Below are 16253 nucleotides of genomic sequence, written 5' to 3' on the forward strand. Positions count from 1 at the left end.
GTTTTAAAATAGTCAATCGAGTCTTCATGACATCATGATGTAACATGAAGACCCGTTACAGTGGTTTAATGATCGGTAGCAATTGCGTGTTTTTGTTCGCGTCGCTCATTCATCCAGCGATATACCACGGGTAAGATCAGCAAGGTGAGTAGCGTCGAGGATAAAATCCCGCCAATGACCACAGTTGCCAAAGGCCGCTGTACTTCGGCTCCTGTACCTGTGGCCAGTGCCATAGGAATAAAACCAAACGATGCCACACATGCTGTCATCAACACTGGGCGCAAGCGGAGAATCGCCCCGCGCCATGTGGCGCTATGCACATCCAGAGTCGAGCGCAACTCCTTAATAAAGGTCAGCATCACCAGCCCATTGAGCACGGCTACTCCCGAGAGTGCAATAAATCCGACACCTGCCGACATCGACAAGGGAATATCACGAAGCCAAAGCGCCACAATACCGCCCGACAACGCAAATGGTACGCCACTAAAAACCAGCAAGCTTTCGCGCAGGTCGTGAAATACCGCCATGAGCAGAATAAAAATCATCAGCAAAGCCAGCGGAATCACGATTTGCATGCGTGCGGCGGCTGAAGCCAGATTTTCAAATTGCCCGCCATAACCCAGCCAGTAACCACTCGGCAATTTTTGCTGGGCCAAGCTTTGCTGCATCTCGGCCACAAAAGAGCCGAGATCTCGATCACGTACGTTGGCGGTCACAATGACACGGCGTTTGCCATTTTCACGGCTCACCTGTGAAAAGCCCAAAATCGTTTCCACTTTAGCCACATCTTGTAATTGAATCAGGCCACCATTAGGCAATTGCAACGGCAGCATCGCCAGTTGCTGCGGGGTACGCAATTGATCATCTAGTCGAATGACAAAGTCGAAGCGTCGGTCTCCTTGTAAAATTTGACCCACACTCGCGCCCCCGATACTGGTTGCCACCAGATCCTGAATGGCTTTGATCGAGAGGCCATATTGCGCGGCCAAGGCATGATCGATCTTCACATTGAGCAACGGCAAGCCATCGGTTTGCTCGACTTTGACCTCACTGGCGCCTGAAATGGTTTTAAGCTGCTGAGCGATTTTTTCTGCTTCACGATTCAGAACTTCTAGATCATCGCCAAACACCTTGACTCCGATATCACTACGTACGCCCGAGATTAGTTCGTTAAAACGTAATTCGATGGGCTGGGAAAACTCGCTGTTATTGCCCGGTAGCTGTGCCACGGCATCCAACATACGAGCACGCAGTTCATCTATGGTTTCGGTTGAGTCTGGCCATTCTTTACGTGGTTTAAGCAAAATAACGGCATCTGAAATATTTGGTGGCATCACATCGGTGGCGACCTCTGCCGTGCCTGTTCGTGCAAAAATCGCTTTGATTTCTGGAAATTGCTTTAAAAGCTGTTGTTCAACCTGTGTCTGAATTTTTAGTGATTCCTCAATTCCTGTGCTGGGTGCACGCATCAGTTGCAAGGCAAAATCTCCTTCACTGAGCTGTGGTGCAAATTCACTTCCCACTCGGGTCGATATCGCGGCTGTAATGAGTAAGATACCAACCACACCGGTAAGCACCACACGACGCCATGCATACGCCCAATCTAGCAACGCTGCATAAGCTCTTTTCAGTGCCAGCATCCAACGGCTTTCGGTTTCCTTCACTTCTCCAGTCACCCAAAGGGCAACAGCCGCGGGTACAAAGGTAATCGACAAAATCATGGCGCCTAAAAGTGCCAAGACCACCGCAATCGCCATAGGATGAAACATTTTTGCCTCAACACCAGACAATGCAAAAATGGGCAAGTACACCACCATAATAATGAATTGACCAAAAAGCAGCGGCCGACGAGCCTGTTTTGCTGCCAAAAAGACTTCTTTAAAACGCTCCTGACGGGTGAGTAGACGGCCTTGAAGCTGCTGTGCTTCGGCCAGTCGACGGATACAGTTTTCCACAATAACCACTGCACCATCGACAATGATGCCGAAATCAAGTGCGCCCAGACTCATCAGGTTGGCACTGATGTGCTGCTGAGCCATACCCGCTAGCGTAAATAGCATCGACAGCGGGATCACACACGCGGTAATCAATGCCGCCCGAAAATTACCCAGAAAAATAAACAGCACCACAATCACCAAAATGGCGCCTTCAATCAGGTTTTTGGCCACGGTCTGAATGGCACGATCCACCAAGGTACTGCGGTTATAGACGGTTTCCAGTACCACACCCGCGGGTAGAGAGGTCTGGATTTGTGCCACTTTGGCATCGAGTGCCTGCGCCACGGTTTTGCTGTTTTCGCCCATCATCATCATGGCGATGCCGAGCACGGTTTCTTCGCCATTGTAGGTGGCGCCACCCGTGCGCAGATCATGTCCGATCGAGACCTTTGCAACATCCGAGACACGTATTGGCAAGCCACTTTTGGTCTCTAGCGTAACATTTTCGATGTCTTGAATACTGCTTAACATGCCTGGCACACGGACGGTGAGTTGCTGACCATTGTCCTCGATAAATCCTGCACCACGGTTCTCGTTATTGTCGGTCAGGGCTTGTTGCAGTGTCGTAAGGGAAAGATTAAGCTGCTGCAACCGATTTAAATCTGGCGATACAATATAGGTTTTATTGTATCCACCAATGCTATTAATTTCGGCGACTCCCGCCACACGCTGCAATTGCGGACGTACAATCCAGTCTTGAATTTCCCTAAGATCCATTGCTGTGTAGGATGAGCCATCGGGCTTTTTAGCCTGAGGTTCAGCCTTGATCACCCACTGGTAAATTTCTCCCAACCCTGTCGAAATTGGCGACATTTGTGGATCGACACTCGCTGGAAGTGCACTTTTTGCTTCCTGTAAACGCTGATTAATCAGCTGACGTGCCCAATAAATATCGGTTCCATCTTTAAAAATAATCGTGACTTGCGACAAACCATAGCGGGAAATCGAACGGGTTTGCTCCATGCTGGGCAATCCGGCCATGGCATTTTCAATGGGATAGGTAATCCGCTGCTCCACTTCGGTTGCAGTAAAACCATTGGCTTGTGAATTGATTTGAACTTGTACATTGGTGATATCGGGAACAGCGTCAATCGCCAGATTTTTGTAGCTGTAAATGCCGATACCGATCCATGCGACCATAAACAGCAACACCCAGATGGCATTCTGGATGGCGAACTGGATCAAACGATCGAAAAGCCCTTGTGCAGGCGGCAAGCTATCTGTGTGCTTAGTGTCCATGCTCAGCCTCGCCTTTTTCCAGTTCAGATTTCAAAACGAAGCTTCCCTCACGCACATACTGCTGCTGTTGGGTCAGTCCAGAGACAATTTCAACCCATGCACCATCGCTCGAGTAGCGACCAGTTTGTACGGGCTTTGGCTCGAAGCGCAGCCCTTTTTTATCTTGAGAGACCACAAACACCACCGACTGGCCTTCTCGTTGCTGAATCGCACGCTTGTCTACACGTAAAACAGGTGCAGCATGAGGTGTTTCGAGCAGCACATTAACCATCAAATTCGGACGTAATTCTTTGGCCGCAGTCAGCACCTTGCCACGTACTTGCAGACGACCAGTGTCTTGATCGGCCTGTGCGGTTAAGCTCTGAATTTGTGCCTCAAACTCATGTTGGGTTTGCAAGGAAACAAATTTTATTTTTTGACCCGGTTGCATGGCGACTGTGCTGCTATTGGGCAAAATAAACTCCAGCCATAATTGATCGAGCTGATCAATGACAAACAAAGGTTTACCTGTCGCGACTTGCTCGCCCACCACAATATCTTTGCTGCTGATGGTGCCACTCAGCGGCGCACGCACAGCGTATCGACCCTGACTTCCTGCGCTGGCCCCGTAGGCCGAAAGCCGCTGTGTCGCCGCCTGAACCTGAATTTGTGCCTGACGATAGGCATTGTATGCACGCTGATAGTCCTGACGTGCAGACACGCCTTGATTCATCAGTTGCTTCTCACGTTGATAGTCTTGCGCTGCAAGATTGAGTGCTTCACGTGCCAGACTTAAATTGGCCTGTTGATCAATCAACTCGGGAACAAACAGCGTCGCCAAGACTTGCCCTTTTTTAACCGACTGTCCAAGACTGACATTCACTTGCTCGACTTGCGCCATAAAAGATGCTCCCACATGCGCCTGTGCATCGGTATTGACCACCAGTTTTGCCGGATGCCGGGTCTGTTGCTGAATTTCGCCCAAACGCACACGATCGGTCACAATGCCAAATTGCTGAAGCTGCTGGGCTGTAAAGATCAGTTCTGGCTGCTCTTCTTGATGCGCCTCTGTGGCTTTTTCTTGATGTGCTTCATGACCGGATTCTTCAGTCTTAGCCTCTTGCGCCTCTGCATGTGCATGCTCAGCTCCACCCCCATTCATAGCACTCGATTTTTTGCCGGAAAATAGCAACATGCCTGCCACGACCAGACTGATGATCAATACCAGCACCACCCAAAACCACTGCGATTTTTTTGTTAACATTAGTTTGCTCCATTACCAGTATTGAGGCTTTGCGTGTCTTGCCAGAGGGTATACTGGAGTTGTTCCAAGGCATCGGCCGACATAATCGTATCGGGTGAAATCCCGAGTGTGCGTGCTTCAAGTTGCAGCGTGCTTTGCCATGCCTGTTTCAAAAGTTGATTTTTTTTAAGCTGCTGCTCATGCAATTGCAAAGCAGCTTGCTGTACATCGGTTATGCTGAATTTTCCCGCCTGAAAACCGAGTAGCATTTTGTCGAGTACCTCGACTGAGAGCGGGATCTGCTGTTTTTGCATCAACTGATATTGCATATTTAACCCTGTTAACTCGGTTTGAAGTCGCTTGAGCTGATTGAGGTTTTGCTGCGCATAAAAACGCTGCTGCTGATCTAACAGTTGCTGCTTGGCGGCATAGCCCTGCAAGGCATACTGCTGCCGGTCAATCAGATTCAGTGGAATTTCAACAGCGGCGCGGATTTGATTATCACGTCCGCTCATGCCTGCCTGCTTGCTCTGTACCACTCCAAGCGTGACGGTCGGATTGGGCCGACGTTGTGCTTTTAAATAATCTATTTCTAAACGCTGCTGCTCGGCCTGCAACTGCATGGCTCGTGTATATAGGTTGGGTTTCGCATCGAAAGAAGTACTTGTAGCGGGCCAGATCGCTGCGGTGTCATCTGCCACCTGATAGTTCGTGATTGACTCTCCCCAAAGTGCCGCCATTTTTTGTTTGGCCAGATTTAAGCCAAGTTCACTTTCTTGAAAGGCACGTTGATTTTCAACATGATTCATCAGACTCCGATCAAAATCGACCTGTGCGATACTGCCCGCTTTATAGCGTAAACGCGCAGCATCCAGAATTTTTTGGCTACTGCTGAGTTGCTTGAGCAAAATGGCATGCTGCTGATCAGCCACCACCACCTCGGCATAGGCAGCTTTAACAATCAGTTTCAGCTGCGCATCGAATAACATTTGTCGATGATTAACCTGTTGCACCTGTATCTGTGCCAATCGCGTTGCGGCGCGGCGTTCACCAAATAGATCCAGTTTTTGACTAATCCCAAACTCAAGCTCTTGATCATCGCCAGATTGAAAACCGGTCTGTTGCACAGTCACATTTGGATTAGACCATAGCTGGCTTTGCCGAACGGCAGCATGGGCTATTTTTTGCTGGGCCTCCCAAATGGGAATATGCGCCTGATAGCGTTGAACTTTTGCTAAAATCTCGGCGTAATGAAGAGCAGATGATGTGGTTTGAACAGCTTTAGAATGAGCTGGAGATGTGTATTGTGCTGCATATAATGGGGGTGAAACCCATAATGCGCCCAGTAATATCCCGCCGAGCATCAATGAAGCGCCATGCGTATCCACGCGCAATACGCGCGGTAAAGATAGAAAAATAGACATAAAATAACCCTATGAAATAGTTAATATTTCTGGTGGGTTGTTTTGGCTACCCCACCAATAGCGGGGTTAAAATAGGCGGCGGGTTCGGGTGAAATAAATGCGGCGACTGATACGCGTTTGCCCAGCTATAATGCTGCTGAATCAGCTGACCCAAACGTAATGGCTCTGTGGCAGATTGCTGCTCAGCAATAGACAATACGTGTAAGCAAGTGGGTAAATGATCGTGATGATCCTGAAACACCGCAGGATTAGAAGATGCAGATACGCTGGATGAATATGCAGCGTGTGACTCTGCCACTGGCGCATGATGACCAAAATGATACGCCACCGTTGCAGTGGTCGATTCGTGTGCACAAAACGCGGCCGCCACATTCCAAAAAGTTTGGAACATGAACAAACTCATCAAGACGGTTATCCAAACAGTCGAGCGCTTCATACAAAGCCATCATTTAAAATCGTGCCAAGTATAGCAACGCTGTGGCATGTAATAAAATTACTTTTACCCACACATGCTGATATAAAAAAACCAGCCCTTAGGCTGGTTTTTCATGCAGGAATTAACCTGTAATTTTTTTGTATTTGCTGCGCTTTTGCACTGCATCATCACCTAAGCGAGACTGACGGTACGCTTCGTATTCTGCATAGTTACCTGTGTAGAATTCTGGCTGTTCATTCTCAAATGACAAGATGTGCGTTGCAATACGGTCGAGGAACCAACGGTCATGCGAGACCACCATTACAGTACCCGGGAACACCAGAATAGCATCTTCAAGCGCACGTAAGGTTTCAATATCCAAATCGTTTGATGGTTCATCCAGCAAAATAACGTTGGCACCCATTTGCAAGATTTTCGCCAGTTGTAAACGGTTACGCTCACCACCAGACAATTCACCTACACGTTTTTGCTGATCTTGGCCTTTAAAGTTAAAGCGACCAATATAAGCACGCGATGCGATTTCGTAATCACCAATTTTTAAGATATCCAAACCGCCAGAAACTTCTTCCCATACGGTTTTGTTGTTATCTAAGGTGTCACGAATCTGACCTACATACGCCACTTTCACTGATTCGCCCAGTGTGACCGTACCGGTATCAGGCTGCTGCTCGCCAGTCATCATACGGAATAAGGTGGTTTTACCTGCACCGTTTGGACCCACGATACCAACAATTGCCGTTGGCGGAACGGTAAAGGTCAGGTTTTCATAAAGCAAACGGCCATCAAATGATTTGCTGATGCCTTCAACCTCAACCACTTTGTTACCCAAACGCGGGCCAGGTGGAATATAGATTTCAGAGGTTTCATTTCGTTGTTGGAATTCTTTCGAGTTCAGCTCTTCAAAACGCTCCATACGCGCTTTGTTTTTCTTTTGCTGACCTTTAGCATTCGAACGAACCCATTCAAGCTCTTTCTTCAAGGCTTTGGCAAATGATTCTTCTTGCTTTTGTTCCTGCTCTAAACGCGCATTCTTTTGTTCTAACCAAGAGGTATAGTTACCTTGGTATGGAATACCATGCCCGCGGTCAAGCTCCAAAATCCACTCGGCGACGTTATCGAGGAAATAACGGTCGTGCGTAATCGCCACGATGGTGCCCGGGAAATCTTTCAAGAAACGCTCTAACCAAGACACCGATTCGGCATCCAAATGGTTGGTTGGTTCGTCAAGAAGCAACATGTCTGGCTTCGACAACAGCAAACGGCACAGTGCAACACGGCGGCGCTCACCACCAGAAAGCAAAGAGACATCGGCATCCCATGCTGGAAGATTCAAGGCATTTGCCGCAATTTCCAACTGGTTGTCGAGGTTATGTGCATCCCACGTTTGAATAATTGCTTCAAGCTTTTCTTGCTCTTTGGCTAATTTGTCAAAGTCGGCATCTGGATCTGCATATTCAGCAAAAACCTGATCAAGGCGCTCAAGCGCATCGAGGGCTTCACGCACGCCATCTTCAACGTTGCCACGCACGTCTTTATTTGGATCTAGCGGTGGTTCCTGCTCGAGGTAACCAATTTTGATGCCCGGCTGTGCACGTGCTTCACCTGAGAAATCTTTGTCTACGCCCGCCATAATACGAAGCAAGGTCGATTTACCTGCCCCGTTTAAGCCGAGCACACCGATTTTGGCACCCGGAAAAAATGATAAAGAGATATCCTTGAGGATTTCGCGCTTTGGCGGAACCATCTTGGACACTCGGTTCATCGTGTAAATATATTGGGCCACTTAGGACTCCTCAATTGAAAAACCAACAGATCGCAATGAGCGAAAAATAGCAGCTATTATATGCTGAACGCGGCAAAAAAATAAGGCGTGATTGAGTTTAATCGGTTTTTATGACTGATAAATGTCGTCAAAATTGTTTCCTGATATAAAAAATGCATGACGCTAGATCATGCATTTTTTATTGATATCCCGACTCAAAGATGCATACTTTTAAATAAATTTATTTAATAAAATTATTCACCAACAAATTTTTAACGTCATCTACTCGGCCCGACATCAAGGCCTTGATTGCATAAAGTGAAGTAGACGACACCTGATTCAGATTCGGATCTGGCGGCATTACCAGTTCCATCGGATTAGTATGCACATCGAGTAATGCCGGGCCATCATGCTTTAAAAATTGTTCGACTGCTTGCTCTAAACCAGCACCGTGCGTTACGGTCTGCCCATGCAGCCCAATCACACTGGCCAGCTTGCCAAAATCAGGATTAACCAAGTCCGTATAGTGGTCAAGCATTCCTTCCACTTTTTGTTCAAGCTCCACAAAATTCAGTGAACTGTTGTTAAACACCACAATCTTGATCGGTAGTTTTTCCTGAATGGTGGTGAGTAAATCACCGAGCAACATGGCCAAGCCCCCATCTCCACAAAGTGCAATAATCTGACGCTTCGGAAAGGCTTTTTGTGCGCCAAGTGCCTGTGGCATGGCATTGGCCATCGTGCCGTGCAATAAACTGGTAAAGGTTCGGCGTTTACCGTTTACATCAATATGTCTGAGCACCCAGACCATCGGTGAGCCACCATCGCCAAAGAAAATTGCATCCTGATCGGCGTAACGGTTCAGCAAAGACACCAGATACTGCGGATGAATCAGTCCGTCTTTTCCGACGCGTTCCTCTTTATGGCGTGTTTCATCACTCTGATGTTTCAGTTCAAGACAATGATCCAAAAATGCGCGTTCTTGACGTGTTTCAAGCAGTGGCAATAAGGCATTGAGCGTCGAGGAAATTTTACCTACCGCACCGAGTGTAATGGGATGGCGTCGCCCTAAATGTGTCGGATCAATATCGATCTGCAAGATTTTGGCATGACTTGGATAATACTGTGCCCATGCAAAATCGGCCCCCAGCAAAATCAGTAAATCGCAATCCATGAGGGTGTGATAGCCCGCTTTATTGCCAAAAATACCCGTCATGCCCATGTTGTACGGATTGTCATATTCAACAAAATCCTTGGCACGTGAAGTATGGGCAACAGGTGCTTTTAACTTCTCTGCAAAAGCCACGAGCTGATCATGTGCATCTTCACATCCTGCACCAGCATAAATACCAATTTTTTGATGCTGTGAAATCAGCTCAACGATCTGCTTAAGCTCGGATTGACTTGGCAATATGTCTGGATGTGTTTGGCGTGGCACGAAAGGCAAGCCTGCTTCAGCCGATGCTTCACTGATGTTGGCTGGCACAATGACCACGGCGACACCACGCTTGGTCAGGGCAGCCTGACACGCCATACTCATGATATGTCTGGCCTGAGAAGGCTGCGTGATTTCTTCACAAAAAACCGAATTTTTCGCATAAACCGATTTAAAATCGACATATTGCGGGAAGTCGATAAATCCTGCCATTTCGGTCGAAATCTGGCTGGCAATCAAAATAACGGGCGCACGATTTCGGTGTGATTCATACAAGCCATTAATAAAGTGCAGACTGCCCGGCCCGCAAGAACCAGCACATGCCGTTAAGTGACCACTGAGTAATGCATCCGTACCTGCTGCAAAGCCACCTACTTCTTCATGGCGCACATGAATCCATTCAATTTTACTCTTCGACATAGAGTCAGTGACATGGTTTAGGGTATCTCCCACGATACCGTAGCAACGTTGAACACCTGCTTGCTCCAGCACCTCAATGATAATATCAGATACTTTTTGAGTACTCATTATTTCACTTCTCCAGCTTTTTTATCATGAATTGAATAACTTGTATTTTTATAGTGTTCTTGCCACGCTCAGACTGCCAGTAAGTTTTTGTGGCGTTCTCTCAACATCGTGTAAAGTCATAAAGATGCTGGGCAAACATCCAGCTCAAAATTATTATGCTTAAACCTGCTGAACTTTCCATAAAAACGTCTAAATCACGCATAAAGAATATGCTAAAAAAATGGATCATTCTTTGATCATTTCAATAAAAACAATGACACATCGCTACCAAGACGAAACACTGGCTATTCATGCCGGTTACCAGCCCGACCCCACCACCAAAGCCGTGGCCGTTCCGATTTATCAAACCACGTCTTATGCCTTCGACAATACCCAGCACGGTGCAGACCTCTTCGATTTAAAAGTACAAGGCAATATTTATACGCGAATTATGAACCCTACTACAGCCGTGCTGGAGCAACGCCTTACCGCACTCGAAGGGGGAATTGGTGCCTTGGCACTGGCATCAGGTATGGCCGCCATTAGCTATGCCATTCAAACCATCACCGAAGCCGGCGACAATATTGCGTCTGTGTCTACACTGTATGGTGGCACCTATAATTTATTTGCGCACACCCTCCCCAAGCAGGGCATTGAGGTACGCTTTTTTGATTACCAGCAACCAGAGCAGTTGCACAGTTTAATTGACGAGAAAACCAAACTGGTTTTTGTAGAATCGATAGGCAATCCTTTGGGTAATATTATCGACTTAGAAGCAATTGCCCAGATTGCCCACGAATATGGCGTGCCCGTGGTGGTCGACAATACTGTGGCCACTCCCGTGCTGCAAAAATCGTTTGAATTTGGTGCCGATATTATCGTGCATTCATTGACCAAATATATTGGCGGTCACGGCAATAGCATTGGTGGCGTGATTATCGACAGCGGCAAATTTCCTTGGGCGAAATATCCTGAGCGCTTTAAAGTGTTAAATTCGCCAGATCCGAGCTATCACGGCGTCAATTATGTCGAGGCTTTGGGAGAAGCCGCATATATTGCCCGTGCGCGCGTGGTGCCACTTCGTAATACAGGCGCAGCGATTAGCCCTTTGAGTGTTTTTCTGATTTTACAGGGCCTTGAAACACTCTCTTTACGCATGCAAAAACATACCCAAAATGCGCTTCAAGTTGCGAAATATTTAACACAGCATCCGAAAGTCAAATGGGTGAATTACGCGGGTTTAAAGCAACATCCGCAGCATGCGCTGGCTCAGAAATATGTGAAGGGTACGCCCTCTGGCATATTATCCTTTGGTGTTGAGCATGGTCGTGAAGGCGGAACGCGTTTTATCGATGCACTGCAACTCTTTACCCGCCTCGTCAATATCGGAGATGCAAAAAGTCTGGCGTGTCATCCTGCTACCACCACACACCGTCAGTTAAATTCAGATGAGCTCAAGGCTGCAGGTGTTTCAGAAGATATGGTTCGACTCTCGGTTGGAATTGAGCATATTGACGATTTACTTGCCGATCTGGAACAGGCATTGGCTCGGGTGTAAATGATCTTTTATAAAAAGCGCCTCTCAATAGAGGCTTTTTTTGTTGTACTGCTTCAATATTTTGTGCTAAAAGTAAACTTATCCGCTAGATTCAATTAGAGCAATTACTCTAAAAACTTTTGTAATTTCATGGACTTATGACTAGATTTTTTCTTTAAATCAATTTAGATTAATTTCATCGACGAGTCTCATTTCACCCTATTGAAGAACCTAATCGACTAAAATAACTATAGCCATTGCTTTGTGACATAAATCAGGGAAAAACGCGTGAATAAAAAACTTGAAGCTCTTTTTCAACAGAACGTAAAAGGTAAAGTTGCCTTAATTACAGGTGCCTCTAGCGGTATTGGTCTGACAATTGCCAAACGGATTGCTGCTGCGGGAGCACATGTTTTACTGGTGGCCAGAACTCAAGAAACGCTTGAAGAAGTAAAAGCTGAAATTGAGCAAAAAGGTGGGCATGCCTCTATTTTTCCGTGTGACCTGACCGACATGAATGCCATTGATGAACTTTCTAAACAGGTTATGGCACATGTCGATCACGTCGATTACCTGATTAACAATGCGGGGCGTTCAATCCGCCGTGCCGTTCATGAATCGTATGATCGTTTTCACGATTTTGAACGAACCATGCAGCTCAACTACTTTGGTGCAGTGCGCTTGGTCTTGAATCTCTTGCCTCATATGATCAAACGTAAAAATGGTCAGATCATTAATATCAGTTCGATTGGTGTTTTGGCCAATGCCACACGTTTTTCTGCCTATGTGGCGTCTAAAGCTGCCCTAGATGCATTTAGTCGTTGCCTGTCTGCCGAAGTCCTCAAGCATAAAATTTCAATCACCTCTATTTACATGCCTTTGGTTCGTACGCCAATGATCGCGCCGACCAAAATTTATAAGTACGTTCCGACACTTTCACCAGACGAAGCGGCCGATCTGATTGTCTACGCGATTGTGAAACGACCAAAACGTATTGCGACCCATCTTGGACGTTTGGCCTCAATTACCTATGCCATTGCACCGGATATCAATAATATTCTGATGTCGATTGGCTTTAATCTGTTCCCAAGCTCGACAGCCGCCATTGGTGAACAGGAAAAATTGAATTTGCTCCAGCGTGCCTACGCCCGTTTATTCCCGGGTGAACACTGGTAAGTTTGTATAAAAAAGCCTCTCTATATGAGAGGCTTTTTTATAGAATATGAAAAAAAATAAAGAATTAAACGAATACAACGAAATTATAATTTTACCTTTAAATTGAAAATTTTTATCAGCGATTAAGCCGCATTATGATTAAAAAATCTACATGTATAGTAATATTTTTATATGTGCTGTAGCAATAATTTATTCATAAATTGCTTGAGTAGGCACTATTAATATCGTGTTAGTTAGTATCACTTAGAGAATTAGATAAATTGGCCTAATAATGACTACAGGGACCAAAAAAAATATAAATTATATTTATTCTTCTGAATTTACTACAATTATTATTTGGTTTTAAAGTAATAGTACTTAGAATATCCGTTATCTTGATTGCATTCAAAATTCCACCCATTTTTTTTAAAAAAATTAATTGCATTAACGTTTCGTATAGAGACTAAAGCTTTCCAACAGTCTGATTCATTAAAAGAATTACTATTAATAATTTTATTTAAAATTTTGCTACCATATCCCTTATGTTGATAATCTGGATTAATTGAAAAATCAGATATAGCATAATAATTATACTCAGACTGGGGTAAATAAATACCACATACTGCCAATAGAGTATTATCTTTAAAAATACAAATCTGTTTAAAATCTTTTTGATTTAGTACAGAATCCAACCACTCCTGATCTATATGCTCTAAAGCAGAAGAAATACTTTCATGCTTAAACCATTTATCGTATTCTAAGAAATCATGTTCAGTAAAGTCTTTAATATTTATTTCCATTCAAACTTCCTAAATCAGTTTTTGTATTATTTTCAATTATTTCATGCTTATGAGTGATAATAATTTAGATTTTTAAAAATCTTTACAACCGACAAATTGAAAGTGATAAGTTATCGAGCAACATGTGAACAGAGAACCTTACACAAGCATTACGTAGGCAATGACGTATATGAGATAAAGAGCACCAACGCTGATTCATCATTCAGATAGAGGCTCTCAACTATGCTCTTAATTATATCATCATGCTTTACGGGAACGAATCAATGACATACTCAAGCAGGCATTTTTAACTACACTATGTAAAGCGATGAGGAATTTAGACCATTTAATTCTGAATTATTTTGTGATTTATAACCGCTATATATCAAAATTAATTTCAAACCCGCTTACCCGTAATCAAATGAATAAGAAAGCGAAAACCGAGTGAATTGCTTAACTCGGTTTTAAATAAAATACTGTCAATCTATTTCATGATGGGACAAAATATCAAGTCGGGATTAGAGAAAGTTGACTTTGCCTGTTTTCACATCATAAATGGCGCCTACAATATCAATCTGTTGATGCTCAAGCATCTCTCGAAGTACGGCACTGTGCTTGATAATGTACTGAATATTGTAATGCACGTTCATGGCAGTCACCTGATCAATAAACGCGGGCGTGAGACTACGAGGCTGCATGATGTCATAGACATTATCCACCGAGTGCATCAGTGGCCCAAGTACATATTGAATATGCGGCATTTCCTTAATATCTGCCACACTTTGTTTCTGCAAGCTCAGCTGGCAGGCACTGGTCACGGCCCCACAGTCGGTATGACCCAACACCACAATCACTTTTGCGCCTTTGGCCTGACAGGCAAATTCAAGTGAGCCGAGCACCTTCTGACCGGCCACATTTCCTGCAATGCGTAAACTGAACAAATCACCGATGCCGACATCAAACAGCATTTCTGTCGGTGCACGCGAATCCATACACCCCAGCACTGCTGCAATCGGATGCTGACCTTCATCTGCCGTAACGCGAATCTGGCGATAGATATCGCGCTGCAAACGCTCATTTTTAACAAAGCGCTGATTGCCCTCTTTAAGTAATTTCAGCACATCCGATGGCTTAAGTTTGGACTGCAAATCACGTGTGCTGATGTCGATATCCAGTACAGCATCATCGAGTTCTTGATAATGTTGTTTAAAACCGATCAGCTTTAAATCAATCTGGCGTTTTATTGCTGTTTCGTTTTGGTATTCCTGAATCACTTGATAAATATCAGGATCGATACTGTCTGACTGTGTGGCATCAATCACCAGTTTTTCATGCTTATGTACCCGTTCAAGCGCAGAAATAAGCGATGCCCGATTTAAAAAAGTCACCTGAGAAGGCAGTTCGATTCGGGTAATCACACCGTGCAAATGCTTTTCACGATATACACGTACGCCTTTATGCAGATTTCCATACAAGATAAACACGATACTGCTGGCCAAACCAATTAAAATCCCGACAAGCAAATCGGTCAGTAAAATCGCCACCAAGGTAATCATAAATGGAATAAACTGCGTCCAGCCTTGCTGATAAAGCTTTTTAAACAGACCTGGATGGGTGAGTTTAAAGCCCGTTAAAATCAAGATTGCGGCCAGCGCAGACAATGGAATCATGTTCATGAGTGGCACAAAAAACAGCACCGCGAGTAACAATAATATTCCATGAATAATGGTGGAGCATTTACTGCGTGCGCCAGTATTGGCGTTAACTGAGCTACGCACAATCACTGAGGTAATTGGCATTCCACCAATCAAGCCCGAAATAATATTGCCTGTGCCCTGCGCCCAGAGCTCACGGTTCGGTGGTGAAGCACGCTTGTGTGGATCAAGTTTGTCGGCGGCTTCCAAATTTAACAACGTTTCAAGCGAGGCCACCACTGCCAACGTAATCGCACCGGTATAAATCAGTGGATTGGTGAGCGCGCTCCAGTCGGGAAAAATAAAAGCACTTTCTGTCGCATTGAGCAAATTAGGCAACTGAATCAGATTTTCAGTCTGAATGGCCCATGGTGACTGTAAGTAGGTCAAGACGTAGTTCAGCACTGCTGCAACCAAAACTGCAATCAATGCCGAAGGTAAAACCAGTTTTTTTAAAGGGGTTTTATCCCAGACTAAAATGACCACAACACTAAGCAACCCAATGGCCATGGCACCGGCATCTAGCTGAATATTGGGATTGATACCCTGATCGCTCCAGAGTTCGCGCCAAGAGAAATTTCCAAGCCCAAGCAGATACGGAATCTGCGTTGCAATCAAAATCACACCGATCGCGGCCAAAAGCCCTAAAATCACATTGTTGGGAATATAATTTGCAAAGAAACCTAGCTTAAACAGACCGAATAAAATCTGTAAGCCACCCGCAAAGATAATACACAATAAAAAGGCGGCATAATTGCCGCCTAACTGTTCTAACTGTACCAAAATCACTGCCGTCAGGCCCGCGGCAGGTCCGGCCACACTAATGTGCGAACCGCTTAAGAAACCCACCACAATGCCACCAACAATGCCTGCCAGAATTCCGGATAAAATCGGGGCACCAGAGGCCAGTGCAATACCCAGACACAAGGGCAATGCCACCAAAAAGACCACCAGTCCCGAAAGCGCATCTTTAATATGTAACCTGTTTTTGACTTCAAATAGCGTCATAAAAATAACCATTTTTTAAAATAATTTAAGCGCAACTTCGAGTTTCTCTAGATGAAAC

General features: G+C 45.2%; 10 protein-coding genes. 2 read left to right on the forward strand and 8 right to left on the reverse strand.

Annotated elements, in window-relative coordinates:
* Positions 1-65: 65 nt before the first annotated feature.
* The 6 genes from Aso01_RS03340 to Aso01_RS03365 form a co-directional block, all read right to left on the reverse strand.
* Entirely contained in the window at positions 66-3236 is a 3171-nt protein-coding gene (locus Aso01_RS03340; RefSeq protein ID WP_004934184.1) for an efflux RND transporter permease subunit, read from the reverse strand.
* Positions 3226-4479: an efflux RND transporter periplasmic adaptor subunit gene (locus Aso01_RS03345; protein WP_004934181.1), complete on the reverse strand. Its 1254-nt coding sequence runs from the start codon at positions 4477-4479 to the stop codon at positions 3226-3228. Before Aso01_RS03345 ends, Aso01_RS03340 begins: the two co-directional genes overlap by 11 nt.
* Entirely contained in the window at positions 4479-5882 is a 1404-nt protein-coding gene (locus Aso01_RS03350) for a TolC family protein (protein WP_004934176.1), read from the reverse strand. Before Aso01_RS03350 ends, Aso01_RS03345 begins: the two co-directional genes overlap by 1 nt.
* 46 nt (positions 5883-5928) lie before the next feature.
* Complete coding sequence (locus Aso01_RS03355) at positions 5929-6318, reverse strand: cation efflux protein, CzcI-like (RefSeq protein ID WP_212749824.1); 390 nt, start codon at positions 6316-6318, stop codon at positions 5929-5931.
* Positions 6319-6439: 121 nt separating this feature from the next.
* Positions 6440-8101 carry an energy-dependent translational throttle protein EttA gene (ettA, locus tag Aso01_RS03360; RefSeq protein ID WP_025094646.1) on the reverse strand — a complete coding sequence of 554 codons (1662 nt, stop codon included), beginning with the start codon at positions 8099-8101 and terminating at the stop codon, positions 6440-6442.
* A gap of 220 nt (positions 8102-8321) precedes the next feature.
* Positions 8322-10043 carry a thiamine pyrophosphate-dependent enzyme gene (locus Aso01_RS03365; RefSeq protein ID WP_004934166.1) on the reverse strand — a complete coding sequence of 574 codons (1722 nt, stop codon included), beginning with the start codon at positions 10041-10043 and terminating at the stop codon, positions 8322-8324.
* Between the two features lie 253 nt (positions 10044-10296).
* Here Aso01_RS03365 and Aso01_RS03370 point away from each other — a divergent pair, with 253 nt between their 5' ends.
* Positions 10297-11580: an O-acetylhomoserine aminocarboxypropyltransferase/cysteine synthase family protein gene (locus Aso01_RS03370; RefSeq protein ID WP_004934163.1), complete on the forward strand. Its 1284-nt coding sequence runs from the start codon at positions 10297-10299 to the stop codon at positions 11578-11580.
* Positions 11581-11847: 267 nt separating this feature from the next.
* Complete coding sequence (locus Aso01_RS03375) at positions 11848-12735, forward strand: SDR family NAD(P)-dependent oxidoreductase (RefSeq protein WP_004934161.1); 888 nt, start codon at positions 11848-11850, stop codon at positions 12733-12735.
* 332 nt (positions 12736-13067) lie between these two features.
* On the opposite strand, the gene Aso01_RS03380 is transcribed toward Aso01_RS03375, so the two are convergent.
* Together Aso01_RS03380 and Aso01_RS03385 are read right to left on the reverse strand one after the other, a co-directional pair.
* Positions 13068-13514, reverse strand: coding sequence for a GNAT family N-acetyltransferase (locus Aso01_RS03380; RefSeq protein ID WP_004934158.1), 447 nt, complete (start codon positions 13512-13514; stop codon positions 13068-13070).
* Between the two features lie 497 nt (positions 13515-14011).
* The gene (locus tag Aso01_RS03385; protein WP_004934155.1) at positions 14012-16195 is read right to left on the reverse strand and encodes a bifunctional SulP family inorganic anion transporter/carbonic anhydrase; all 2184 of its coding nucleotides are present in this window, start codon (positions 16193-16195) and stop codon (positions 14012-14014) included.
* Positions 16196-16253: the final 58 nt, after the last annotated feature.

Origin of the sequence: Acinetobacter soli, from assembly GCF_000760595.1 — a bacterium.
Lineage (GTDB): Bacteria > Pseudomonadota > Gammaproteobacteria > Pseudomonadales > Moraxellaceae > Acinetobacter > Acinetobacter soli.